Raw genomic sequence first — 24,510 nt, forward strand, 5'->3', positions numbered from 1 at the left:
CCAGACAAGTTACGGAAAAAGAAAAAGACAAAATTTTACTGAATGGAATTGGCATTGGGAATTGGGCATTGGGCATTGGGAATTGGGCATTGGTTATTAATTATTCTCCCCCTGCTCCCTGCTCCCTGCTCCCTGCTCCCTATCACTTAGACCGTTGCAGCCACTTTAGCGGGTTTTTCCTCTTCGATATCCTGCTTAACTGTCAAATAGCGAATCACTTCTTCACTCAAGCGCATAGCGCGTTCAAAGGGGGCGATCGCAGTTGCAGGCGCATTGTAATTTAACTGGATGTAGATGCCATCGCGGTGTTTTTTGATTTCATAAGCCAGACGTCGCTTACCACGATTTTGAATTTGGATATCCTCGGCGCCTTGATCGCGAAGCAAATTCTGATATTTAGTAATTGCTTGCTCTGCCTGTTCGTCTCCCAGGTCAGGACGGAGAATGTACATTGTTTCGTAACTTGTAGTCATATTTTTCGGTTTCCTTATGGACAAAAATGGCTGCTGATGTTAATTTATACCTGTTATAATTCAAAATGTCAGTATTAAACAACATCTGAAGCAACAAGGAATTATAATCTTACCAGTTTTGAATTTGAATTATTAGTCAAATCGCCGAAGTTTTATATAGAGGTGTACGAGTGTCACCAAGTAAGAATCCAGTTTTTGGAGATCGCCAGCAAATTGATCAAGCTATCAGCTTCGCCAAGGGGTATCTTTCTTTAAGGGCATGTATAGCGATCGCTATTTTGCTCAAGGCTCAATTGGTTCTCTCAATAGCTAACTGAGGATTGCTACCTGTTCACAGCAACAAAAAAGCAGAAAAAGGATATTGATCAAGGTTATGGCGCAGCGCTATGTGCGAATTCAAAATCAAGAAGGGCAGATTTATTATGGGTTACTCCAACTATCCCTGAATGTCCAGGTGCTAGATGCTCCGCCCTGGTTACAAGGAGAACCCACTGATTTAACTTTGACACCAGAAAATTACCAAATTCTGGCTCCTTGCGCTCCCTCAAAAATTGTGGCGGTGGGTAAAAATTATGCAGACCATGCAGCCGAAATGGGAACTCCAGTACCATCTGAGCCACTAATCTTTCTCAAGCCACCCACGTCGATCATTCCGTCTGAGATAGAAATTAAATATCCGCCCCAATCACAAAGAGTTGACTACGAAGGAGAGTTAGCATTAGTGATTGGCGATTACGCCTTTGAATGTACACCAGAGGTAGCCCAAACCAAAATTTGGGGCTACACCATCGCTAATGACGTCACAGCGCGGGATTTACAAAAACTGGATGGTCAATGGACGCGAGCCAAAGGTTTTGATACTTTCTGTCCCTTGGGGCCTTGGATTGTGCGGGAATTAAATCCAGGAGCGAGATTGCAGACTTTTTTGAATGACGACACCAATCCAGTCCAATCTGCCTGTATCGATCAGATGGTGTTTTCCCCCGATGTTCTAGTTTCCTATATCAGTCAGGTGATGACGCTATTACCTGGTGATTTGGTGCTTACAGGTACGCCGGAGGGTGTAAGTCCATTGCATCCAGGCGATCGCGTCCGCGTAGAAATTGAAGGTATTGGTCGCCTGGAAAACACCGTAGTGACCCGTTAACTTCTAACGCACTTGCATATACACTGCATCGGAAATCGCCGGAATTTCCGCATAACGCCCACTTACAGACTGGATGACTGAATAGGCGGCTGCTCCCACTATGCCGATAAAAATGGTTGTGGATAGGGTTTGGATTGCAAAACCACCAGAGGGAACTAGCCCCACAACATCAGTCAGGATGCTAAACAAAAAGATAATGATGTCCAAAAGGATTGCTTGCATGGTGTTGAAACGAATAAAGTGACTAATTTTTTCGTTTCTCACTACTAGCAAAAATAAAGCAAAGAAAATAATCATTCCTGCATAACGCACGCCATAGTAGATTCTCAATAATGGCAGAAGCGGCAAAAATAGCAGTTGTAGCGGTGGAAACTCTGAGAGCAAATATCTACCAAATACAAAAACTTCAATTAGAGGAAGCAAATAAGGCAAGGAAGCAAAAATCCGATCTGAAACCGTTGTAGACCCACGCCAAGACATTATGCGTTCTCCTGTGGTTAAATTTTTATAGTTACTTGAGCTTAGGATAACGCAGTTGCTTGGTTTTGCTGATAAATTCAACTATTCTATATAGGCGATGCGAAAGCCCATCATACACTCATACTGGTCTGGCTGCTGTTGAGTAAGCTTGCGAATGGCTTGACCACAGCGCAGTTGACCCCCACGCCAACGGGGTTGACCGCTTCGGTCAGCAAGTAAACAAGACTGGCAAACTTGCTCAGGGGCAAGGATTTGCTCGTCCATTAAAATGACTAGCATCGAATCCCTCCTTTGACACTTCCATATCTAAAGAGACGGGGATTCTTGTTTCATGGGGAGTTCAATGACTTTACCCTTAACAAGCATCCATTGTGTGCCCCACAACGGCTGAAAATTTTTTGTCCTATGTATATAACCTATTTCGACACTATGTCGCACTAAGCTAAACATTGTAGTTGGTTAGGAAACCAATATTCGCTATCTAGGCGTTTTCCGCATTGCCATTAATACTATATCACGGCGATTAAAATCGCTTGAGTGGTAACAGAGTAAGGCGCAAGTGTCGTTGCAAGTTAGACATTTCAGTAAAAAATAATACAAAATTCTTCCCACTAAGGTTGAACAGAGACAGCCAACGCTATCCATTGCATCCCTGTTAATTTAGCACTGGAGACTGTCAAAGTTAATATTCAGGAAACAACAAAAGCTTTACGCACAAGCAACACGGCGATCCATTGAACTTTCCGGTAAAACTGAGTTAAGTTGATAGCCATTTAAGTGATGCATTTACAAAATACTGAGGTAAACTGGCAAGCAAGGTAATACACAATATTACTGGGCAGGCTCGTTGGTCTGGGTATCACTCACAATGGAACACTGGCAATTTCTGATACAGAAACAAGGCGCTCGCTCGTGGCATATCCTAGAATCGCCAAATTTGGAAATTTTGGAAGGGCAGTATAGAGTTTTGGCTCGTTCTAAACTTCCTAATACAGACGTGGAAGTGCGGGTAACTCACTCTTCAACCCAGGAAGTTCAATTAACGCGGCGAATTTTAAAGCGATCGCGTCGCACTAACTCAGAAGGCTTAATGGCGGTAATTCCTTTTACCTACTTCCAGACAGGAGTTTGGGAGTTGCGCTGTTGCGGCGATTTGATGTCGGATCTGTTCGGTAAATCTTGGCACTACAGTGTTCAACTTCAAGTATTGTCCTACGAAAGAAAGGAGGAGCAAGGGGAGCAGGGGGAGAATGTAGAATCAAATTCACTTGATCACCCAGATACTGTTTCTGAAAACTTGGAATCTATTGCCGCAGCAGAAGACGCAATTAGCTTAGATAAAGCGATCGCTGTTTCCCCAGAAGTGGGAATTGCCAAAGACAGCAATCCTACTGTTGTGCCGGATGAAGAAAACTTGGAATCTATTGTCGCAGCAGAACCCGCAATTAGCTTAGATAAAGCGATCGCTGTTTCCCCAGAACTGACAATTGCCAAAGACAGCAATCCTGCTGTTGTGCCGGATGAAGGAAACTTGGAATCTATTGCCGCAGCAGAACCCGCAATTAGCTTAGATAAAGCGATCGCTGTTTCCCCAGAACTGGCAATTGCCAAAGACAGCAATCCTGCTGTTGTGCCGGATGAAGGAAACTTGGAATCTATTGTCGCAACAGAAGCCACAATTAGCTTAGATAAAGCGATCACTGTTTCCCCAGAACTGGCAATTGCCAAAGACAGCATCCCTGCTGTTGTGCCTCCTGATGAAGGAAACTTGGAATCTATTGTCGCAACAGAAGCCACAATTAGCTTAGATAAAGCGATCGCTGTTTCCCCAGAACTGGCAATTGCCAAAGACAGCAACCCTGCTACCATTGTTGTGTCAGATGAAACCGAAGAAGATATAGTTATCGATGAGCCTGTGAGTCCTGTGTGGCTCAAAGGTGAGACGGCAGAACAGATTTTACAAAATTTAATAGATTTAGCTTTACCCGCTTCTGAACCTCTGCCCAAAGATGAAAAGGTTACAGATTCTCCAGCAACACAACCACCTCTACCATTACTGCTAACTTTAAGTCAGGATACTTATATTGCTCGTTGGGGACAAGCTCTGACAATCAATGGAGACATAGAACTCAAAGAAAAGACAAATCTAGATCAGGCTGAAACATTATCCCCAAAAAGCTTGCGGGCGCTTGAACTAAGAATTGAACTGCGATCGCCCAAAAACTCGAAAATCTTGACCGAGGTACGGCAACCGTTGCCAGATCAGGAATTGCCCTTTACCATCAATACCTCAATTGATATTCCTGCCGACTGTGAATCTAAGTTAATTTTGGCAGATATCAGTTTATATGGCAAATTCGCCGATGTTGGTGAAGTCATCCCGTTAGCCAGCCAGTCGTTCAGCATTACAGCAGATATTAAAGAATTACTGGCGATCGCAGCCGTAGCAAAACCTAGTACATCAAATGGAAATAGCCTCATAGCACCATCGGACTCATCTGCTACTTTCACAGAACCAGAGGCAGCTATGAAGCTCGATTTGAAACTATTCAATCTGGTCAAAATTCCAAAAACAGGCCAGTCTCTGATACTCAATCCATCCCCAAACACACCCCTACCTCCGCAAATTAACCTGCAAGTTCTGCGAGAAGCCACCCTGCGGACATCTAAGCTGAAGAATTCAGGCACTTCACCTCAATTGCCGATACTGCCCCCTGTTCAAACCGATATCAACACTCCCACAGATGTTGTTGCAGAATCCCCTACACAGGAGGAGCTTCTAGAAAAGAATGCTACTATAGCTACCATCAACTTGGAGCAGTTGGTCATCAGCCAACGTCGAATGCCAATACTCGACACTACTTTTCCATACTTGAGACGGCTACAAGCTTTGCCAGGTGATGCAGAGGAAGTAAAAAGCAATGTCCCTCCAGATGCATTGCAAGTTCCAGTTGCTGAAGACTTCCCGCAGTTGGACGCAACTATAGCTGAAGATGAAAATACACCTGAATTAGTAGTAGGTGATGCACCATCTCAGAAGGAATCTGTTGCTGAAGTAAAAGCCCAACCAAATGCACAATTCCAAGAAGAATCTGTTGCTGAAGTAAAAGCCCAATCAAATGCACAATTCCAAGAAGAATCTGTTGCTGAAGTAGAAGCCCAACCAAATGCACAATTGATTACAACGGGGAAGCTTTACTCATCTCCTTTACTCAGGAAGTGGATGCAGAGCCAAGGATACTCTTTGCCTGAATCTCTCAATGATCTGCAAGCTCAAGACTACGATAACTATCTTCTGGCGCAGAAGACACCGCTTTCTCTAAGTGCAGAAAATGCGAATGTTGATGCCAACTTGCCATTAAACCTAGATACCAACACGGAGAAAAATCTGAGCGACGCCAGCCTTCGCTCAGAACTTGTGCTGACGGAGACACGCAACGGACAGAGGACATGGGAAGAAGCCAATCCTTCGGCTTCCGAACTGGGGAATTTCGGGGAAGATCTAGACGCAGGGCAGGAAGCGGATCTGGGGATCAGAGAAAATACGGAAATAGAAAAAGTATTAGAAGAACCAACACTCTCATCGGCTCTGTTAACACAACTACTGCTTCCCCCTGCTGCGATCAAAATAAATATAGCGTCAGCTTGGTTAGCGCAAGAAATCGTTGTAGATGATACATATAGTGAACTGGAAGCCGATGTAACCAAGAGTTACCCCTTTGAAGAAGAGGAGCAACCACTGTTAAATTTATCGCCTTCCCTACCTATAATTGCGGTAGCCACTGAGCCTTTGCCAATTCCCCAACTGCTAGTGCCAGAAGGCGAACTAATCGCTGGCAAGTCTATCATAGTGCGCGTAGTACTGCCTGAAGTACCTCCGCAAGTTGTTGTGAAGTTATGGGTTGAAGATTATCAAACTCGCTGGTTACTAGATGGTCCCCATTTATTGACAAATTTACTACCTAATGCGTTGGCAGGGTTGGAAGTGATGACGCAATTAAACATTCCCTTTGGCTGTTTGGAAATTCGCTTGGAAGCGATCGCACTTGATCTGACAACCCAACAGGAGAGTCACAAAGTCACAATAGTCCGAACTGTGATTCCTCCAGACTTGCCAAGCTTGCAGCTAGATCAACTCCTGGGTATGTGATCGCGAGTAAGTTAGCGATGAGCCGGATCAGGGGGACAAGGGAAGAGTTTTTCCAGTCCTCTTCTCCATCTCCCAATATTGGCTGTGTTAAAAATATGAAAGAATTTCAAAAATTTGGCAGAATTTGCAGTAAGCTCATTTTGAATTGTAGTGTCATTTAATGGGAACCTTTACTATGGCAGTTTCTTTTTTGCCTTCTATTTTGGCTAGTACTTCGTACTTGTCTCCTATTTTCATTTCCATAATTGGTTGGGTTTTGCCAGCTGTGGTCTTCGCTTTTCTATTTTTATACATTGAAAGCGACGATATCAGCGATATTAAGTGATACTGATGTAGTCATTAGTCATTAGTCATTTGCAAAAAACAAATGACAAAGGACAAAGGATAAATGACTACTGACCAAAATTAATACCGCCCATCTCATAGAGACAGGCGGTTTTTTAACGTTGATTTCTCAACAAATGCTAGAAAATTCTCAGTTATAGTATTCGGTTCAAACTAACTAATGTTAAATCGAAGAACCAATTCCGGCGTAGGCACCATAAAAGAAAATGCCCAGGACTGTGATTATACCTAATCCTGCGATCGTAGCAACGACCCACAGGGGAATTCTCCCACTTTCAGACACAGCTTCTCTCCTCCCTTAACAACAAATCAACATACGTTCAATAAACAAAGATTAACAACAGTACTTCCACTTAGTTAAAGAAGTAACTGGAAAACAGAATCCCTAGAACGAAAACTAGTAGTAGTCCCAGGTATAGCGAAGTCCGGTTTAGTTCAACCGGCTGATTATTCGGATTGGGCGATCTTTCTACCATAATTGCTCCTAACGGTGAATAAATTGCATTGCGGCGATCGCGCCTAAAAAGAATACAGTTGGTACACCTAAAGTATGAACTGCCAGCCATCTAACAGTAAAAATTGGATAGGTAACTGGTTGATTGATGTTATTGCCGCTAGTCATGATCTCAAACTACTTTCCAATAAATTGTTCAACTTGTTTTTTAGCTTCAAAACGGTTCTTCACAATTGGCACTTCTTGGCGCGTTGGTGTGAAATACTCATTGGGACGAGGTGTGCCAAAAGCATCATAGGCCAGGCCAGTGCTGACAAATAGCCAACCGGCAATAAATAATGCCGGGATGGTGATGCTATGAATTACCCAGTAACGAACGCTGGTAATGATGTCCGAAAACGGACGTTCTCCAGTGGTACCTGACATTTAGATTCCTGCCTTTACATAGAGTGTTATAGAGTTTATTATCCTACAAAGTTAAGAAAGAGTTACAAGTTGCAACGTTCTTCTCAGAAATTGGGCATGGGGCATGGGGCATTGGGCATTGGTTCTTAATTCTTCTCCCTCATCTCCCTTATCCCCACTCAGCACTCAGCACTCACTAAGTCGCCTCTGCTGGGGAAGTTGTTTCAGGGTTTGGTAAATATTTGAGCAAAACGCCGCGATCGCCAATTATAAATCCCCGATCTGGCTCTAAGAACAAAATTTTGTACAAATTAGCAGCAACTTCTTCCACTTCACGGTCTTTTTCCCACGTTTTGCCACCGTCGCCACTCCGTAGCAAATTACCGCTACCGCCACCTATCCAAATTTCATTGGGTGTGCGATATGCCAAATCCAGTAAACCCAAACTGGTGGAGAAGTCTGGATATTGTGCCTTTTGCCACTCTTCAGGTTTACTTGGGTCACTAAACTGAATTTGACCGCCTCTAGCTAGCAACCACAATTGCCCATTCTCAGCAAAGCCCATGTTTTCTACCCGCCGAGAACTATTGCGGTTATGTGGTACCCAAGCATCTTGCCCCGGTTCCCAAGTCGAGTAGAAACTACCCTTAGCGGAAACTGCAACATATTTACCATCAGCAGAACGTTCCAAGTTACGCACCACACCGACTGCTGATTCTACCTGGGCTTTCCAGTTTTTGCCGCCGTCTGTGGTTTTATATATGGCTCCGACATTAGTAACCATTTCAGCTGTCTTCTCTGCCAGTGCCTTAATTGCGAGCGGGCTACCTGGTAGCTTTTCGTTCAGGGGAATACGCAACCAAGAACCACCTTCATCGGTAGTGTGCAGCAACAGTCCAGGCTCTCCGGCAATCCAGCCTTCTTTACCTACAAAACTTACTGAGTCAAAGCGATACCTTTGATCATCCAGTTGCAGTGTTATTGGTTTCCAGGTATTACCACCGTCGTTGGTTTGCAACAGGGTGGCATTGCTACCTACTAAGTAGCCATGCTCAGGGTTATCAGTAAAAGCAATATCCAATAGATTCGAGTCTGTTGGCACAGAAATAATTTTCCAGGGGTTGTAGCTAACAGAGGGAATTTTGCTACAACCTATGCACATCAGGACTACTATCAACAAGGCAGCTATTCGTTGCCAACTTTTTACAATTGAATGCATCAGTATTTCTTATTTGTTTCTAAAGTTTTTCATTTTGAATATGACTTACACAAAACTACACGCGCTCAGAGGCAATTCATGAATTGCCCCTACCTAAAAATCTTTCTTTTCAGCTATTGTTTGCGTAAGTCCTGTTGAATTTTGAATTGCTTAACGGCTGTCATTGTAGACCGTAGAGACTGATAAAAAACAAGAAGCCAAGAGCCAAAGCACCAAAAATTAGGATATTCTTTTGGGCTGGCGTTAGGTTGTTGACACCAAAACCGTAACCGAGATTTTCTTTGAAACCGGATGCAGTACCCGCAGGTCCAATATTGGCAAAAGCGGTTTTCTTAGCAGTACAAACTGGACAGCGCCAATTTATAGGCAGTTCTGCAAAGGGTGTCCCGGAAGGGATCTCATCCTTGTCGTCTCCCTTCTCAGGTTCGTAAACATAACCGCAGGCGCGACACTCGTAGCGATCTAACGCCGTAGTCTCAACAGCTGGTTCGCTCATGGCTAAAGCCTCGCAGAGGAGAAATATTAAATATACGTTAAAAATTATGACATAATTGTTAGACTTTTCTATCACTTGCAAAAGCGAATCAAATACCTGAAGTGCTTCTGTTTGCCAGATTTCAGAAAAATCAAACAGATATAATGTAAAAGAAAGTTACGCAGTTAAGGGATTGGGCATTGGGCATTGGGCATGGGGCAATTCAATTTTGGATTTTAAATTTTAAATTTTGGATTAAATTTCAATCTAAAATTCAAAAGCGTTCGACTGAGCGCTCACGCCGAAGTCTAAAATCTAAAATTCTTGCTCCCCCCACTTCCGACTCCCCACTCCCCACTTAAAATACTCCATAAGCGGTAGATACTCATTGTGTTTGTCCTCAGCGGTTACGAGTACCTTCTAGGCTTCTTCATCATCTGTAGCCTAGTACCTGCCTTAGCGCTCTCAGCATCCAAGCTCCTACGACCTAGTGGTTACAGCCCAGAACGGCACACCACCTACGAATCTGGCATGGAACCCATCGGGGGAGCCTGGATTCAGTTCAACATCCGCTACTACATGTTTGCTCTGGTCTTCGTCGTCTTTGATGTGGAGACTGTATTCTTGTATCCTTGGGCGGTAGCTTTCCACCGTTTGGGACTATTGGCATTTATTGAAGCGCTAGTCTTTATTGCAATTCTTGTAGTCGCTTTAGTTTACGCATGGCGTAAAGGAGCTTTGGAATGGTCTTGAATTCTAACTTAACAACCCAGGACAAAGAGCGAATCATCAACCCCATTGAGCGTACCAATGTCACTCAAGACCTTTCAGAAAACATCATTTTGACTACGGTTGATGATCTCTATGACTGGGCGCGGCTTTCTAGTCTGTGGCCGTTGCTGTTTGGTACTGCTTGCTGTTTTATTGAGTTTGCAGCTTTAATTGGTTCCCGATTTGATTTTGACCGTTTTGGACTAATTCCCCGTTCTAGCCCCCGCCAAGCCGATTTAATTATTACGGCAGGGACTATTACAATGAAGATGGCTCCCCAACTGGTGCGTCTTTATGAACAAATGCCAGAGCCGAAGTATGTAATTGCGATGGGTGCTTGCACAATTACTGGCGGGATGTTTAGCGTTGATTCCCCTACGGCTGTGCGCGGAGTCGATAAACTGATTCCGGTGGATGTCTACTTACCTGGTTGTCCTCCCCGTCCAGAAGCAATTATCGACGCAATTATTAAGCTGCGGAAAAAAATTGCCAATGAATCGATGCAAGAGCGGGATAAAATTAAGCAAACTCACCGCTACTACAGCACGACTCATAATTTGAAGCCAGTAGAGGAAATCTTAACTGGTAAGTATTTGCAGTCAGAAACTCGCTTGACACCGCCAAAAGAATTGACGGAAGCTATAGGTATGCCAATACCACCTGCACTGCTGACAGCAAAGGCACAAAAGGAGGAACAAACCCGTGGCTGAAGAAGAATCTAAACCCGTGCCTGAAGAAGAATCTAAACCAGTAGCAGCCAAAGAAGAGTCATTGGTACAAGCCGGTAAAGTTTCCCAGTGGTTGACGGAAAATGACTTTGACCATGAGTTTTTAGCACCAGATAAGAATGGTGTAGAGATAATTAAGGTGGAGCCAGATTTCTTGCTTCCCACTGCTACAGCCCTTTATGCCTATGGGTTTAATTATCTCCAGTTTCAAGGTGGTGTTGATCTCGGGCCAGGACAGGAATTGGTGAGTGTGTATCACTTGATTAAAGTGGGTGATAATAGCGATCGCCCTGAAGAAGTACGCTTAAAGGTGTTCTTACCACGGGAAAACCCTGTAGTCCCTTCTGTGTACTGGATTTGGAAGACGGCAGATTGGCAAGAGCGTGAGTCTTACGATATGTATGGCATTGTCTACCAAGGACACCCAAATCTCAAGCGGCTTTTGATGCCGGAAGATTGGGTGGGTTGGCCTTTGCGGAAAGATTACATCTCGCCTGATTTCTACGAGTTGCAAGACGCTTATTAGATAGCGCTGAATAGAGACGCGATGAATCGCGTCTGTACAATGTAGTGCTAGGTTTCGATAGTGATTAACCCCTTTCCGGTGGCGGAGAGGGGTTATGTTTTTTAACGCAAAGGGGCGCAAAGGGAAGCGCGGAGGTTCGCAGAGCTAGGAGAGGTGCGATGTCTACGACGGGCTTTGCCTACGCAATTCCTGAATAGAGAAAACTAATTTGAACCTAAACTGTAAACTTGGGAGAATTTCAGGGAAATATATAAATATAGCTTTTATACAAGAAGATGATATAAATGGCATCTCTTTCACAGGGCTAAACTATAGCGTTTCCGAATGACATGAAGTACATCATAGCCCCCTCTCGAAGAGCGGGGAGGGGGTTGGGGGTGGGGTTCTTGTACTTCACTGAACCGAGAACCGCTATATCGCAGATTTAAATTACACATCTTCCTGCTAGAGTCGTCCAATGTTATTAGAAAATATCAACCTATCTGAACTACAATCACTTTATTTATTAGAAAAAGAAAAACTGCCTAATTGTCCAGCCATTTATTTTGTATCTGATAGTAAAGGACAGATTCTTTATATCGGTAGAACAATCAACTTATTTGAGCGGTGGAGACAACATCATAGATTTCAACAGTTAAAAAGATTTAATCGGAAAAACCGTGTCAGTATTAGCTGGATGACTTGCAGCAATGATCTAAATACTCTCTTAAAGCTGGAAAATGAGTTGATAAAGTTACATAAGCCGCCGCTAAACTGGACCAAAGTAGTAGCACTAATTAGAAAAATCACTCCTGTTGAGACAGCACTACAGCAAAGCCTTCAGCAACTGGCTAAATTGAATACGATGATATTTGGATTTGACCCAATTTTAGACGAAGAACCACCAACAATATACTTGGTGTATCCCGTCTATGGTCGGCGTGGTATATCTGGTGGGATACGGATTGCATTAAAAAATATTAATAAAAAGGATAGCGGACTGAAGTGGAAGGAGTACCACACAGACCCTAAGTTTTTAGGTAAATTCGGGTATTGGGAGACTGAGTACAACGGTATCAGAATAGATTTATCTCCTGTTCAGGGCTTAGTTAACTTTATGTCTGATTCTACTCGTCGGACTGTAGCTGGAGTGGAGCTTATGGCCTTTAGTCGGGAACAGCTAGAAACAGTCCTAGAAAATACACCAGAGCGTAAGGAGAATACTTCCGGTCTAGATGCTTTAGAGGATGATCCGATTCCAATAAAACTTGTTGATAATCATCTCGATAAAGGGAAGTATAAAGTTGTCGCTGAAGTTGAACCTTGGGAGGAATTAGAACCAATGCCTGAAGGTGATGTTAGAGTAATGACTCGTCAATTTTTGTATGTGGATGATGTGGAAATAGAGGTGTGTACTAGCGAAAATGGGAAGCACTTTGTTAGGTACAATGTTTACTGGTGGATAATATACCGACAGAAAGATTCTAGCTCAGGGCATGATAGCACAGTAAGTCATTTACGAGACGCAGTAAATAGCCTACCCACTATCAGATGGTTTGGTTATAAGTTTAGATTAGAGACTATTCTCTTCAGTGAAGATGATGTAGAAGTTGAAAGTATCCTGCTACCACTGGCTATGTTTGAAGACCTAATTAGAGATAAATCAGGGCTTAGTAGCAAGCTTCTAGAAGAAATTGAAAGTGGTGAATATAAATCAAAGCCAGACGACTGGGCAAACATAAAACTATGTGCATGGCTGCAACGTAATTCAGTATCTTCGCTACTTAAACTCGATAAGAGCTAAACAAATGTAGCTAGTACAAGATGGCGGAAATAAACATAAGATTTTATAAAGCCGAAAAACTGATGTTATCGGCTTTTTTTCTTTTGTCTTCTTGTACTAGTCATTAGTTTACCTTCTAGCCCATTTGCGATCGGACTCAGCATCTTCATCGTCATTGGTGCGACGCCGAACAGCCCATCGTAGACATCGCTGGACTGATTAAAATCCTAAAATCTGGCTAATTCGTAGGTTGGGTTGAGGAACGAAACCCAACATTACCCATCACAATACCCGACGCTGATGTTGGGTTTCACTTCGTTTAACCCAACCTACAATTTCAGCTACAATTTAGGCGATACCTACTCTTTACCGATATCAGAGTCAAATACAATTTCTTGCCCAGAACCCCACGTAATATCGTACATACCCTGACGAACAGAACGATGAAAGCTGGAATATTCCCAATCTTTTGGAGCTTTCACTAAACCATGTTTGACAGGATTGTAGTGAATATATTCAAGATGATTTTTAAAATCTACCTCGTCTCTAATCAAGTGTTCTCAAAAACGACGCTGCCAAATAGCCTGCTCTTTTTTATTTTGCCTAGAGGTAGATAGATTTTCCTGTGATAGAGTAATGCACTGGCAACTAAAATAGCTTTTGAGCAAACGCCAACGGGTAGAAAAATTGCAATCGCCCTGTGGTAATGTCCAAATACAGTGCAGATGATCCGGTAATAAAACAAAGGCATCAATTATAAATGGGTGTTGTCGCATTACATCCCGAAAAATATTTCTCAATAAACATACGTTAGTTGGTAAGCATAATAGTTTTTGTCTTTTATGTGTTATGAGTGTAAAAAAGTAAGTGCCACCTTCTATTGTGGCTCGGCGATATTTCATTGTGTTAATTTTATGATGGTTGAATTTGGCGCTTTATACCAAAGTATTGGTTATAAAGGATACCGTCAAATTATTTCTGTTGAGATGTGAGTTGAGAAATGAGCAAAGCGCAACTAAACAAAACAAAGTAGATGTTGGGTTTCGTTCCTCAACCCAACCTACAATTAAGTCTGCAACTGCTCCCATAAGTTGTGATGCTGCTACTGTCGCAAAAATAGGTAGAGGAGACACAGGAAATTTAATTTTATAAATGAAAATTTAATTTTCTTTATTTGTTAGGTAACTTTCACTATTTCAAATGTATAATCTATTTTTTATTTATAGTTATCGAATGTATAATCTCTTCTTTATTTATATTTATATTCGCCTCTATTACTTGTGTCTTGGTTGGGATTATAGGAGGTAGAGTATCGTCTTTTAAAATATAAGACAGTATCACGTAGTAGTCATTTATTGACAGAGTTAGGGAAGTCGTAATTACCTTAACTTTTACTTCAAAAATCATGAGCCATTATATGAATAGTCCCCATGTTTACGGCACTATGCAATGTCTCAAGAATTATTAAACTCCTTTCAAGAAGCATATAGCAATCTCGAACTGTTTCCATTGATGGAACGGAACGAAATGGAAAGATTTAAAGTCCAATATGGTGATGATTTGATTGCAGACCTTAACCAATTAGTAGAAGATAGTCCCAATCGAGATGGCAAAATTGTCTTTACAGGACATCGGGGATGTGGTAAGTCTACTTTGTTAGCTGAGTTTAGCAGACAAATTCAAAATAAATATTTTGTAGTTCTATTCTCGATTGCTGACAAAATTGAAATGTCGGCTGTTAATCATATTAATATATTGTTTGCGATCGCAGTCAATTTAATGACAGAGGCGGAAGCACGACAAGTTCATATTCCTCAATCTACTAAAGAAGCTCTTTATAAGTGGTTTGCTACCCGCACTCGCACTGAAGAATTAAATTTGGAAGCAGAAGGTAGCATAGGTTTTGACCTCCTAAAATTGATTAGCTCTAAATTAAAAGTTGATGCTAGTGTTCGGGATGAAATTAAACAAGAATTTGAACGCAAATTATCAGATTTAGTTGCCAGGATTAACGAAATCGCTGCACTCATTCAAACTGCGACTAAACAAAACGTTTTAGTAATCATTGATGATTTAGATAAGCTTGATTTAGGAAGAGTTAACGAAATTTATAGAGATAACATTAAAGCTCTTTGTCAACCTAACTTTCAGATTATCTACACTATCCCGATCTCTGTACTTCGAGAAACATTTATCAGCACAATAATTGCCACTGAAACCAACGACCAGGTTGTGGCAATGCCTGTTTTAAAAATATTTGAGAAAGGTAAAAATCGCTTCCCTAACGCCCAACCTCGTCCGGAAGCAACAAAGATTCTTGGTGAAGTTTTACAAAAGCGGATATCTAGTGAATTAATTACGGCAGAAACTGCTGAAAAAATTGTGATTTACAGTGGTGGCGTATTGCGAGAGTTAATTCGGATTGCTAAGGAATGTTGCCGTATTTGTTTGCGGATGATCCGGCGAAATCCCTCAGCAGAAGTTATCATTGATGATCAAATTCTGCTTGAAGCAATCAATAAAATTCGCAATGATTTTTCCATACGTTTAGGAAAACTTGATATAGATATTTTGCAGAGTGTTTATGAACAATTTATGCCCAATGACCCCAAAGAAGCAGAGTTTTTGGATTTGCTACATGGGCTGTATGTTCTAGAATATCGCACTGATGAAACTTGGTATGATGTTCATCCAATTATTATAGAAACGTTGAGAATAAAGGGAGCTATTAATGTTAAATAAAGAATTCTTAGATGAGGAGGGAGAAAATCAAGATGCGTATGATGATTTAATTGTTTCTATTGAAGCTCAAAAACGAGGATTAAATTTACTGATTGCAGTTTGCGATGATCCTAGCTTTCGTGATGAGATTATTGCCCAATATGAAGCTGAATTAGAACCTAAGTTTCGTTCATATCGAGTGACTTTAGCACGTCAGGAACCGAGCCTAAAAGCTACTCTTAACCAACTGGTTCAACAAGAAGAATATCTCCGTCAGCAGAACCCGGCGGCGATTACTGTGACGGGTGCTGAACAACTTTATTTTCTCAGACTTGGAAATGAGCAATCAGAACAGGAGAAGTTTTTTGGTTACTTACAGTGGACAAGGGAAGGATTGCGCGAGTTTCCTTTTGCAATCGTAGTTTGGGTAACTAATCAAATTTTAGTCAACCTGATTAAAAAAGCCCCTGACTTTTGGAGTTGGCGCAACGGTGTATTCCGGTTTGAATCTAAAAAGACAAATGCTATTCCTGGTAAAGAACTAGAACATATACGCTTTGTTTTTAGAGACACAGAATTAGCCAGCACCGATACTAATGAAAATAACTTCTTTTTCTTACCCATTCAAGATTTACAAAGGCTAATCGAGAAAATAGAACAGGAACGGGGAATTAAAGACCCGACTTTGGCTACTTTATATTCAAGCTTAGGTGATATTTACCGCAGCAGATTAGATCGGGGTGAATCTCAAAATTATCAAGAAGAACAGGAATTAGCAATTAAGTATTTGCGTCAGGCGAGTGAGCTACAAAATGAATTAGGTTTGCAGATAGATTTAGCTAATAGCCTCAACAATTTAGCAGGAATATATCGTGCAACAGGATACTACAGCGAAGCCGAACCCTTATATAAACAAGCTTTAGAACTGAGGAAACGCCTGCTAGGAGACAATCATCCTGCTTTTGCTACTAGCCTCAATAATTTGGCAGGACTCTACAAATCTACTGGACAATATACTAAAGCGGAACTTTTATATCAACAAGCTTTGGAACTGAGGAAACGCTTGTGGGGAGAAAACCATGCCGATGTTTTTGTTAGTCTGAACAATTTGGCACTACTATATGATGAACAAGGACGTTACGAGGAAGCAGAACCTTTGTATCTGCAATCATTAAAACTGGAAAAACATTTGCTTGGAGAAAATCATCCTTCTTTCGCTCTCATCCTAAATAATTTAGCGCTACTTTATTATCATCAAGGACGTTATAGTGAAGCTGAACCGTTGTCGCAACAAGCAATAGAATTAGATAAGCGATTTTTGGGAGAAGAGAATCCTGATGTTGCAACAGATTTGCATAATTTAGGTTTAATATACCGCGCTCAAGGACGCTACAGCGAAGCCGAATCTTTGTTTTTGCAATCATTGGAACTCAAGCGGCGTCTATTGCAAAAGGCGCATCCGCTTTTAGCAGATACTATCTACGCTCTTGGTTATATGTACAGGGAGCAGGGACGTTATAGTGAAGCGGAACTCTGTTGTATAAAAGCCTTAAAACTTGATAAACATCTGTTGGGAGAAAATCATCCTAATGTTGCTGAAAGTCTGAATAATTTGGCAGAAATCTATCGTGAAACGGGACGTTGTAGTGAAGCAGAACCTCTTTATTTGCAAGCTTTAGATATTTGTGAACGAGTTTGGGGTGTGAATCATATTCGTAGTGTGGCTGTTCGTGAAAATTTAGACAAAGTTGTCGCAGCAATGCAGAATAATGGAGAGTGCGATCGCTAACTAATTTCTATCAACTTATTGGCTGTACACTGAGGTTTACCATCAGAATTAGGTTTTGTAAATTTCAAGTTTAATTTATCTCTAAATTAGCTTCTTAATATTGATTGCAGATAGAACAGATGGCGAAACTTCTGGTGAGAAGTTTCGATCAAAACTGTTTTTACTTGCTAACCTACCGGTTTGCTTAACGGCAGTTACTCCCCGTTGTAGGGACTGCCGTCGGCCAGATGTGTAGCACAATACTTTTCTATGTCCAATTAATCTCTTTAGAACGAAAAGCTCTATCCCAATCGTTAGCAATCACTTCCATGATATTGATCATGCCTTCATAGCCAAAATATGGCTTGTCTACATAAGTTTCTCTGTTAGTGGGGCTAAATACATCAAAAGCAATTTTGATTCCCAATTCCTCTGCCATGTATTTTTCCCATGCCGAGCCAATCACAGCATCAACATCAAATTCTTCTAAGGTCTGTTTTACCTGATAGCCATCTGCCGAATATATTACGCGGGAAGTAAGACCGAGGCTGTGCAGTTCTCGCTCCAGAATTGAACGAGAATCAGGCATGGCTGAACGAAATAATAAAACTTCCGGAATCATCTCCAATTCTTCAAAGAGCATTCTCACTAGTCCAATGCCAAGCGTCCCATCCGCAGATACAGCAATTCTACAGTTACGATATCGGGGAATAATCATCAATGCTCGTTTGCGAAGTGTATCTACGACCATTTCTTCGCCTTGTTTGATGATTGGCTCCACTTTTTCATCTATCTTGAAATGTGCCGCCAATGCCTTTAACCACCGAGTAGTGTTGTTTACACCTATTGGTAAAGGTATATCATCAAGGATCAAAGGGATGTCATGGGTCTGTTGCATTTTCCGAGCAAACTTATACCCAACATCATGACTGAGAACAATATTGGCGGTTGCCTCACCAGCTTGCTCTAGTTCTTCAAAGGAGGTATTATGAGAGAGGATCGTCTGTACTTTAATCCTTAAAGATTTTAAAGCCTGCTTTACCCATTCCAAATCAGCCCACCAAGTAGGATTCAGATTTGCTTGTGGTGCAATGATATTTACAATCCTTGGCTTCCTGCCCCTTCTCTTAGTCTGCCTTTTTTTGATAAAAGGAAGTAAAGCCTCCAAACCCATCTCCAAGCCATCGTAAGCATTGCCCCGAAACCCACCAGCCATTAAAGGAACGAGTTTGGCTTTGATATCTGGCTGAAGCTGGTTGCACAATCCCGCAATATCTTCACCAATGATGTCTGCCGCGCAAGTACCAACGACAAACATCACCTTAGAATCAAAAGATTTATCCGCGTCTTTGATCATCCCTTTGAGTTTTTCAGATGCTCCCATCACAATGTCTGACTCAAAAAGACGAGTACAAGCTACTTTCCGCTTGGTGAAATCAACCTCATGAGCATCATACCCAGCTGCAACAGTGGACGCGCAACCCTGTGGAGACTGAATCACAATACTGACATCTTTAATGCCAGCAACCGTAGTTGCAATACCTTCAAGGGCACAGCCAACTACTGGGTCTTTACTATGGTTACAATTGTCAAAAGTTGTTTCAGCAGACATTTTTTCCTCCTGTTTCTCTAAAGCTTGACTATGGGAAACGCGTTTCATGCAGCTTGTAGCAACTTCTGCCTTGACGTTTCCGTGTTTTGTGAAGCCTGTAGCGACTTCTGCCTTGACGTTTCCGTTTTTCGCGCAGGCTGTAACGACTTCTGCCTTGACGTTTCCGTGTTTCGCGCAGCCTGTAGCGACTTCTGCCTTGACGTTTCCGTTTTTCGCGTAGCCTGTAGCGACTTCTGCCTCGACGTTACCGTATTTCGCGCAGCCTGTAGCGACTTCTGCCTTGACATTTTTAGCTTAAGCCTTGCTTGTAAGCTAATAATTATTCAAATTGCATCTTTGCGTCTCCCGCAACTCCCACGTCCCCGCGTCTTTCTGAGGCTAAGGATTATGCAATTTAAAGCCAGATTAGCTTATCAGACGCCACCGAATCAGCGTGCAGTGTTTTCCAGTTCTTAAATGCAGCCAGTGCCGGTTTTTTGTTAACGATCGCTTGACTTTTAAGATAGTCGCTACAATTATTCTGCGCCTCTGCGTGAGACAAATCCATACTTTATTCAGCAAAATCACATTTCATTTATTACTCGTTCATACATTTTCCCCGTCTCTTCTCTGCATATACGGTACAATCAGGCATGTCTTGAGCTAATTTTCCGCTTAGTGATTGAGTAGATGCTAACCCGGAATCTTTAGGGAATACCATTTGCTTGGTTAAAGCACTCCGAGGTCTAAAACCATATTGGAGTGCTGTTTTAATACACTTTGCGACCTTTAAGGCTCCGCGATAGCCAAATCGGGGACGATTTAAGATAGCATTTAAATCGACGACGGGAATATGAGGGAAACTCAAGGAAGAACCAAAATACACTACTGAATCTGAATCAAGACCACCAATAAAATCCAGTAATTCATCTTCCGTTTGTTTCATTGACTCGTACTTGCCAAAGGCTAACGTCCCCTTAGTAATCAGGATTTCTGGGTCTAACCCTGTTTCCAACAAGTAATCTACACTGGTTTCTCGTGCTTCTGTACTCCAGGGATGGAAGTTATAGATTACCACACGCATCCCAAAATCACGATCCAACATGTGGGCAAGGGACAAGCACTTAATAGCATCATGTCCTTCGATAATCGCTAACTTACCTTCTATATAACTCTTAGCTTCCTCAAATTCAGTCTTAATTGCGGCATATTCCCTTTCCATCAAGGCAGCCGCCTGTTCTTCCATCCCTAAATATTTTGCAGCTCCTTCGAGCCATTTTTCTGTAGCGGTGATTCCATAGGGAAGGATAGTAGAATTTAACGGAGTACCAAACTTGTCTGACATGGCTTTGCCGATGGTATAGCCAAGATCCAAACATAAAGTACAGTTAACTGCCGCACTTGGTGCTTGCTTGAGTTCTTCTAAAGTACAATCACCAGCGATGACGCTGTGAACTCGTGCGCCCATTCCTTCTATCAATCGCACCAATTCCTTGACGTCGGTTTCGACTTCCGTCCTTTCAGGACCCATCTTTGCGCCCACAATGTTGACAGCATCGGCTAGTTGTGCTTTTCGTTCTGGAGTTGGCGGCTCCATAAAGTCTACAATTTGCCGAAATACGATATCAAATCCACTGCGATACTCCCCTGCGAATCCTTCGCAATGTATCGTCATGATCTCAGACTTGATTTCGGTGCGGGCTTTATTCACTACGTCATCAACACAGTCGCCAATAATACCAGACGCGCAACTAGTAGCAACAACGATCGCATCAGGATGATATTTTTCATCTACTTCTCGAATCGCGCCTGCTAATTCTTTTTCGCCTCCAAAAATTACCGCCTTCTCACTCATGTTCGTAGTTACCACGGGTTCATAAGGTGAACCACTATTGCGGCTATTGGTCAGCTTGTATGCCCGCTTGACACCATAAGCACAGCCACTCGGCCCGTGAGAAATGACGATCGCATTTTTAATCCCACTTAAAATCTTCGTTGCAGTCCAAAATTTACAGGGGCGGGTATGACTACCTTGTAAACTAGTCTTAATCTTACCCTCTTTTGCCAAGCGATAAAGTTCGCTTAAATTTCCGTAAAATACGACATTCTGATCTATGCTTGCAGTCATAAGAACTCTCCAGTCTTTCAATAGCTTCTAAGCAGTACCGTGTGAGGCAGTCCGGTCTTGGGGGTTTCCCCCATGAGGAACTGCCGAACCCGGAGGGTGAGTCGTAAACCAGGCGACTGAGCCGCCCTCTGATATCATCTCCGCTTGATTACTTATTAAACCCGAAGAACCCCACCCCGCCAAAGCTGCGCTTTGTCTCCCCTCCCCGCCGGCGGGGAGAGGGGTTGGGGGTGGGGTTCTTTTATTATGGGTAATCTGGCGGACATGATATGACTTATATCATGTCTGCTTAATTACTTATTAAACCCGAAGAACCCCACCCCGCCAAAGCTATGCTTTGTCTCCCCTCCCCGCCTGCGGGGAGGGGCTGGGGGTGGGGTTCTTTTATTATGGGTAATCTGGCGGACATGATATCAAGTGTCTTATTCAGTCTTCTACCAAACGTTTAAGATCCACTCGCGATCGTGCTTGTTCTCCATATCTGCAAACATGGCGTTGGCAATGTTATCTGCTAGCCATTCTGCTCCTTTATAGCCAATAATGGGGTATTTCCACAGACCTGCGCGGTCAAAGCTGGGGAAGCCTATCCGAACCATCGGAATTTTGTTATCGATGGAAATATATCGACCCTTTGAATGACCTAGAATCAAGTCGATTTCGAGGGATTTATCTTTAATGCGGCGCTCCAGTTCCCAGAGGTCTGCATTCCAGATAACTTCGATGTCACAAGCTGCTTGCTTCTCTAACTGGGCAATTCTTGGGTCTTTGGTGCAGGCTCTGTTGTCGTCTCCCAACAACATCAACACTGGCTCTAACTCAACTTCTAAGCAGAACTCTGCTAGACCAATTACTAAATCGGGATCTCCGTAAATAGCTACCTTCTTGTTAGCGAAGAACATGTGTGCGAGGTCTGCGATCGCATCAATGGCCTTACCACGTTCTCTAACTAAAGATTCTGGTATTGCTTTCCCAGTTAGTTTCTGGATGTTTTGCAGCCAAATGTCAGTATTTTTGATCCCAATTGGGGTTGGGCCAAGAATTGCCGGAACTTTGAATTTCTCTTGTAAGAATTCGGCTGAACTACCGCCTTCATATTTACATAAAGCAATAGTTCCCAACGCATTAGCAGAATCAGCAATTTCTTCAATGGTGCTATTCCCAAAGGCAAAACTTGTCTTATCGGGCATCGTGGGCGCATCGAAAGATTCTGTATCCAGTAATATGTTTCCTGGAACATCCATCTCTTTTAAGATACGCTTAACTTCGGTGACATCTCCAGGGTTAAGCCACCCAGTAATGATGTTCAACTTGCCAGTTGGTTCGCCTTTTTTTGCTAGGTTAGAAATGATTGCATGTACGCCGACATTATATCCTGTTACTTGGCTACCTTTGTAACTGGGAGTATGCACAGGAACAAGGATAACGTTGCGATCGGGATAGTCTTTCTTTAACTGGCCGTTGAGCTTGTTAATGGTTCCTTCGATATCGTCCCCAATCGTCTCAGTTGAACAAGTCGTAATAATTGGGATAATCCGTAAATCGGGATATCGTGCTACTAAAGTGTGTACGGCTTCCTCAATGCGTGGTTGTCCTCCAAGGACAGCGCTATTTTCATGGAGTGAAGAAGAAGCAATGTCAAAATTTTCCTTCAAATGCTGGGCAAACAGGAGTCGAACGAACATACTACACCCCTGTCCTCCATGCACCAGGGGAATACAATCTTTTATTCCGATTGCAGCATATTCAGCCCCAGCAGGCTGACAGGTAAATATAGGATTGATTATTCCCTTGCGTTCTTTCTGTTTTACGACTAAAGACATTCTCTTGACTCCTAGATAGTGTAGAATTCGTGATGCGTGTTTGTTTGGCGTTGCTGAACGAAGAGATGAATTGTCATTTTGAACTTAAGAAAGTGGAGCGATATCTGCGACAAGCGATCGCTACATCCAACCAAGAAGCAAGCTACCCGTAGCATCGATTACAGAAGAAAGGTAGAATTGAATTTCCTGAAAATCTTGAAAACTAGATGAGATGCTTCTGTAGTCAGACGGTATGCGGATACTACAATGCTAGGAAGGGATAGGCGTAGCTCGCCGCAGGCATCGCTCTCTACCCTGTAAGAAAATTTCTGCACAAACCCTAACAGGATGACAAGACTCTAATTCATACTCCTATTGAGCAACGCCGTTTGTTCGTTTGGTGAGGCAGTCTGGTCTTCTCCCAAAGGGAGACGCTAAGAGCAATGGGGGTTTCCCCCAGGAAGAACTGCCGTTAGCGTCAGCGTTAGCGACGCAGGAGCGTCACCTGGAGGGTTGAATTACCGATTTAATTGCTTTAATAAAGCGAATAATGCAATTCACCATTCTTCGACTTGGTTATTACAATATCGATCAGCATTGCCTTAACAAACTCCAGTACTGCCTTCTTTTGCGAGTTTTCCATGTTACTTAACCATGAAAACCTGATTTCTAGGTCAGCCGAAAGGATCTTCGCATCTGCATAAAAACCTCTTTGGATCAAGGTATCCAGAACCACCTTTTCTCCAGTCAAGATTTGGGCGGACATATTGAGAACACCATTGATGTTTTCTTCCCGATCCCATGCACGCGAGTGAAACTGCCACAAACACCGTTCTTGAATTAATTTTGTGACTTCTGCAGCTCGCTGTTGAATGTATAACGCGATTTCATTAGCTTGCTCTTGAACCAGTGGTGCAGCTTCCTTAGCTTGGGGTTGAACCAGTGGCGCAGTTTCCTTAGCTGGCTGTTTGGCCTGTGGTGCAGCTTCCTTAGCTTGGGGTTGAACCAGTGGTGCAGCTTCCTTAGCTTGGGGTTGAACCAGTGGCGCAGCTTCCTTAGCTTGGGGTTGAACCTGTGGTGCAGTTTCCTTAGCTTGGGGTTGAACCAGTGGCGCAGCTTCCTTAGCTTGGGGTTGAACCAGTGGCGCAACTTCCTTAGCTTGGGGTTGAACCAGTGGCGCAACTTCCTTCGCTTGGGGTTGAACCAGTGGCGCAACTTCCTTCGCTGGTTGTTTGGCCTGTGGTGCAACTTCCTTCGCTGGCTGTTTGGCCTGTGGTGCAACTTCCTTCGCTGGCTGTTGAACTTGTGGCGCAGCTTCCTTAACTAGCTGTTTGACCTGTGAAGTGGTTTCCTTAACTAGCTGTTTGACTTCTGAAGTGGCTTCCTTAACTTGCTGTTGAATTAGAGAAACGACTTCCTCTGATACCTCTTTGGTTGCTTTACCGTTGCCATTACCATTGGTACTTGGCAGGTTTTGCTCACCACGGATATCATATTGAGCCAATTTCATCAAAGGCGAATAAATGGCATTATACATATCCCGCGCCATATTCACCGCACCTTCAAAG

Annotated in this window: 24 protein-coding genes and 1 pseudogene; 10 read left to right on the plus strand and 15 right to left on the minus strand. The window is 42.7% G+C overall.

Annotation, left to right across the window (positions count from 1 at the left end):
- Positions 1-146: 146 nt before the first annotated feature.
- Positions 147-473 carry a 30S ribosomal protein S6 gene (gene rpsF, locus V7K31_RS25120; protein WP_334831418.1) on the minus strand — a complete coding sequence of 109 codons (327 nt, stop codon included), beginning with the start codon at positions 471-473 and terminating at the stop codon, positions 147-149.
- Positions 474-643: 170 nt separating this feature from the next.
- Between rpsF and V7K31_RS25125 the strand changes: the two genes are divergently transcribed.
- Positions 644-790, plus strand: a complete 147-nt coding sequence (locus tag V7K31_RS25125; protein WP_334946327.1) for a hypothetical protein — start codon at positions 644-646, stop codon at positions 788-790.
- A gap of 56 nt (positions 791-846) precedes the next feature.
- Positions 847-1,620, plus strand: coding sequence for a fumarylacetoacetate hydrolase family protein (locus V7K31_RS25130; protein ID WP_335097731.1), 774 nt, complete (start codon positions 847-849; stop codon positions 1,618-1,620).
- A 3-nt stretch (positions 1,621-1,623) separates the two neighbouring features.
- On the opposite strand, the gene V7K31_RS25135 is transcribed toward V7K31_RS25130, so the two are convergent.
- On the minus strand, positions 1,624-2,100 hold the full coding sequence (locus V7K31_RS25135) for a Tic20 family protein (protein ID WP_322670288.1): 477 nt from the start codon (positions 2,098-2,100) through the stop codon (positions 1,624-1,626).
- Positions 2,101-2,181: 81 nt separating this feature from the next.
- On the minus strand, positions 2,182-2,379 hold the full coding sequence (locus V7K31_RS25140; RefSeq protein WP_335035871.1) for a hypothetical protein: 198 nt from the start codon (positions 2,377-2,379) through the stop codon (positions 2,182-2,184).
- 589 nt (positions 2,380-2,968) lie between these two features.
- Between V7K31_RS25140 and V7K31_RS25145 the strand changes: the two genes are divergently transcribed.
- Both V7K31_RS25145 and V7K31_RS25150 read left to right on the plus strand, forming a co-directional pair.
- Complete coding sequence (locus tag V7K31_RS25145) at positions 2,969-6,250, plus strand: hypothetical protein (RefSeq protein WP_335097733.1); 3,282 nt, start codon at positions 2,969-2,971, stop codon at positions 6,248-6,250.
- A 175-nt stretch (positions 6,251-6,425) separates the two neighbouring features.
- Entirely contained in the window at positions 6,426-6,575 is a 150-nt protein-coding gene (locus V7K31_RS25150) for a photosystem I reaction center subunit VIII (protein ID WP_335097735.1), read from the plus strand.
- 183 nt (positions 6,576-6,758) lie between these two features.
- On the opposite strand, the gene V7K31_RS25155 is transcribed toward V7K31_RS25150, so the two are convergent.
- The 6 genes from V7K31_RS25155 to V7K31_RS25180 all read right to left on the minus strand — a co-directional run bounded on the left by V7K31_RS25155 (position 6,759) and on the right by V7K31_RS25180 (position 9,169).
- The gene (locus V7K31_RS25155) at positions 6,759-6,878 is read right to left on the minus strand and encodes a photosystem II reaction center protein J (RefSeq protein WP_292759492.1); all 120 of its coding nucleotides are present in this window, start codon (positions 6,876-6,878) and stop codon (positions 6,759-6,761) included.
- A gap of 70 nt (positions 6,879-6,948) precedes the next feature.
- Entirely contained in the window at positions 6,949-7,071 is a 123-nt protein-coding gene (locus V7K31_RS25160; RefSeq protein WP_012411802.1) for a photosystem II reaction center protein L, read from the minus strand.
- An 8-nt stretch (positions 7,072-7,079) separates the two neighbouring features.
- Complete coding sequence (gene psbF / locus V7K31_RS25165; RefSeq protein ID WP_012411801.1) at positions 7,080-7,217, minus strand: cytochrome b559 subunit beta; 138 nt, start codon at positions 7,215-7,217, stop codon at positions 7,080-7,082.
- 9 nt (positions 7,218-7,226) lie between these two features.
- Positions 7,227-7,475: a cytochrome b559 subunit alpha gene (gene psbE, locus V7K31_RS25170; RefSeq protein ID WP_292719831.1), complete on the minus strand. Its 249-nt coding sequence runs from the start codon at positions 7,473-7,475 to the stop codon at positions 7,227-7,229.
- A gap of 175 nt (positions 7,476-7,650) precedes the next feature.
- Positions 7,651-8,673, minus strand: a complete 1,023-nt coding sequence (locus tag V7K31_RS25175; RefSeq protein WP_335097737.1) for a photosynthesis system II assembly factor Ycf48 — start codon at positions 8,671-8,673, stop codon at positions 7,651-7,653.
- Positions 8,674-8,833: 160 nt separating this feature from the next.
- Positions 8,834-9,169, minus strand: coding sequence for a rubredoxin (locus V7K31_RS25180; RefSeq protein ID WP_334832455.1), 336 nt, complete (start codon positions 9,167-9,169; stop codon positions 8,834-8,836).
- A gap of 369 nt (positions 9,170-9,538) precedes the next feature.
- On the opposite strand from V7K31_RS25180, the gene ndhC reads away from it, so the two are divergent.
- The 4 genes from ndhC (at position 9,539) to V7K31_RS25200 (ending at position 12,956) form a co-directional block, all read left to right on the plus strand.
- Positions 9,539-9,901: a photosynthetic/respiratory NAD(P)H-quinone oxidoreductase subunit C gene (gene ndhC, locus V7K31_RS25185; protein ID WP_196526961.1), complete on the plus strand. Its 363-nt coding sequence runs from the start codon at positions 9,539-9,541 to the stop codon at positions 9,899-9,901.
- Positions 9,892-10,629: a photosynthetic/respiratory NAD(P)H-quinone oxidoreductase subunit K gene (ndhK, locus tag V7K31_RS25190; protein ID WP_334946314.1), complete on the plus strand. Its 738-nt coding sequence runs from the start codon at positions 9,892-9,894 to the stop codon at positions 10,627-10,629. Before ndhC ends, ndhK begins: the two co-directional genes overlap by 10 nt.
- A gap of 16 nt (positions 10,630-10,645) precedes the next feature.
- Positions 10,646-11,173, plus strand: a complete 528-nt coding sequence (locus V7K31_RS25195; RefSeq protein ID WP_335097780.1) for an NAD(P)H-quinone oxidoreductase subunit J — start codon at positions 10,646-10,648, stop codon at positions 11,171-11,173.
- A 457-nt stretch (positions 11,174-11,630) separates the two neighbouring features.
- Positions 11,631-12,956: a GIY-YIG nuclease family protein gene (locus tag V7K31_RS25200; RefSeq protein ID WP_335097740.1), complete on the plus strand. Its 1,326-nt coding sequence runs from the start codon at positions 11,631-11,633 to the stop codon at positions 12,954-12,956.
- Between the two features lie 338 nt (positions 12,957-13,294).
- On the opposite strand, the pseudogene V7K31_RS25205 reads toward V7K31_RS25200, so the two are convergent.
- Positions 13,295-13,837: pseudogene (locus V7K31_RS25205) on the minus strand (REP-associated tyrosine transposase).
- A 547-nt stretch (positions 13,838-14,384) separates the two neighbouring features.
- On the opposite strand from V7K31_RS25205, the gene V7K31_RS25210 reads away from it, so the two are divergent.
- Entirely contained in the window at positions 14,385-15,677 is a 1,293-nt protein-coding gene (locus V7K31_RS25210; RefSeq protein ID WP_335097743.1) for an ATP-binding protein, read from the plus strand.
- Positions 15,667-17,445, plus strand: coding sequence for a tetratricopeptide repeat protein (locus tag V7K31_RS25215; RefSeq protein ID WP_335097745.1), 1,779 nt, complete (start codon positions 15,667-15,669; stop codon positions 17,443-17,445). The genes V7K31_RS25210 and V7K31_RS25215 overlap by 11 nt, the downstream gene beginning before the upstream one ends.
- A 247-nt stretch (positions 17,446-17,692) precedes the next feature.
- Here V7K31_RS25215 and V7K31_RS25220 read toward each other — a convergent pair whose 3' ends face one another.
- The 5 genes from V7K31_RS25220 to V7K31_RS25240 form a co-directional block, all read right to left on the minus strand.
- On the minus strand, positions 17,693-19,036 hold the full coding sequence (locus V7K31_RS25220) for a nitrogenase component 1 (protein WP_335097747.1): 1,344 nt from the start codon (positions 19,034-19,036) through the stop codon (positions 17,693-17,695).
- 394 nt (positions 19,037-19,430) lie between these two features.
- On the minus strand, positions 19,431-19,583 hold the full coding sequence (locus tag V7K31_RS25225; protein WP_335097749.1) for a hypothetical protein: 153 nt from the start codon (positions 19,581-19,583) through the stop codon (positions 19,431-19,433).
- A gap of 30 nt (positions 19,584-19,613) precedes the next feature.
- On the minus strand, positions 19,614-21,143 hold the full coding sequence (locus tag V7K31_RS25230) for a nitrogenase component 1 (protein WP_335097751.1): 1,530 nt from the start codon (positions 21,141-21,143) through the stop codon (positions 19,614-19,616).
- Between the two features lie 434 nt (positions 21,144-21,577).
- Positions 21,578-22,963 carry a V-containing nitrogenase subunit beta gene (gene vnfK / locus V7K31_RS25235; RefSeq protein ID WP_335097754.1) on the minus strand — a complete coding sequence of 462 codons (1,386 nt, stop codon included), beginning with the start codon at positions 22,961-22,963 and terminating at the stop codon, positions 21,578-21,580.
- Between the two features lie 514 nt (positions 22,964-23,477).
- A partial coding sequence (locus V7K31_RS25240) for a Fe-only/vanadium nitrogenase subunit delta (RefSeq protein WP_335097756.1) occupies positions 23,478-24,510 on the minus strand: 1,033 nt, incomplete at its 5' end.

It is taken from the genome of Nostoc sp. (assembly GCF_036917675.1).
Taxonomy (GTDB): Bacteria; Cyanobacteriota; Cyanobacteriia; order Cyanobacteriales; family Nostocaceae; genus Nostoc.

Coding starts and splice junctions, on each gene's coding strand:
- ndhK (WP_334946314.1), top strand. CDS start 9,892: ATGGTCTTGAATTCTAACTTAACAACCCAGGACAAAGAGCGAATCATC.
- V7K31_RS25180 (WP_334832455.1), bottom strand. CDS start 9,169: ATGAGCGAACCAGCTGTTGAGACTACGGCGTTAGATCGCTACGAGTGT.
- V7K31_RS25200 (WP_335097740.1), top strand. CDS start 11,631: ATGTTATTAGAAAATATCAACCTATCTGAACTACAATCACTTTATTTA.
- vnfK (WP_335097754.1), bottom strand. CDS start 22,963: ATGTCTTTAGTCGTAAAACAGAAAGAACGCAAGGGAATAATCAATCCT.
- V7K31_RS25175 (WP_335097737.1), bottom strand. CDS start 8,673: ATGCATTCAATTGTAAAAAGTTGGCAACGAATAGCTGCCTTGTTGATA.
- V7K31_RS25225 (WP_335097749.1), bottom strand. CDS start 19,583: ATGGATTTGTCTCACGCAGAGGCGCAGAATAATTGTAGCGACTATCTT.
- rpsF (WP_334831418.1), bottom strand. CDS start 473: ATGACTACAAGTTACGAAACAATGTACATTCTCCGTCCTGACCTGGGA.
- V7K31_RS25230 (WP_335097751.1), bottom strand. CDS start 21,143: ATGACTGCAAGCATAGATCAGAATGTCGTATTTTACGGAAATTTAAGC.
- V7K31_RS25220 (WP_335097747.1), bottom strand. CDS start 19,036: ATGTCTGCTGAAACAACTTTTGACAATTGTAACCATAGTAAAGACCCA.
- psbF (WP_012411801.1), bottom strand. CDS start 7,217: ATGACTAGCGGCAATAACATCAATCAACCAGTTACCTATCCAATTTTT.
- V7K31_RS25210 (WP_335097743.1), top strand. CDS start 14,385: ATGTCTCAAGAATTATTAAACTCCTTTCAAGAAGCATATAGCAATCTC.
- V7K31_RS25150 (WP_335097735.1), top strand. CDS start 6,426: ATGGCAGTTTCTTTTTTGCCTTCTATTTTGGCTAGTACTTCGTACTTG.
- V7K31_RS25140 (WP_335035871.1), bottom strand. CDS start 2,379: ATGCTAGTCATTTTAATGGACGAGCAAATCCTTGCCCCTGAGCAAGTT.
- V7K31_RS25145 (WP_335097733.1), top strand. CDS start 2,969: ATGGAACACTGGCAATTTCTGATACAGAAACAAGGCGCTCGCTCGTGG.
- V7K31_RS25135 (WP_322670288.1), bottom strand. CDS start 2,100: ATGTCTTGGCGTGGGTCTACAACGGTTTCAGATCGGATTTTTGCTTCC.
- V7K31_RS25160 (WP_012411802.1), bottom strand. CDS start 7,071: ATGGTAGAAAGATCGCCCAATCCGAATAATCAGCCGGTTGAACTAAAC.
- V7K31_RS25130 (WP_335097731.1), top strand. CDS start 847: ATGGCGCAGCGCTATGTGCGAATTCAAAATCAAGAAGGGCAGATTTAT.
- psbE (WP_292719831.1), bottom strand. CDS start 7,475: ATGTCAGGTACCACTGGAGAACGTCCGTTTTCGGACATCATTACCAGC.
- V7K31_RS25215 (WP_335097745.1), top strand. CDS start 15,667: ATGTTAAATAAAGAATTCTTAGATGAGGAGGGAGAAAATCAAGATGCG.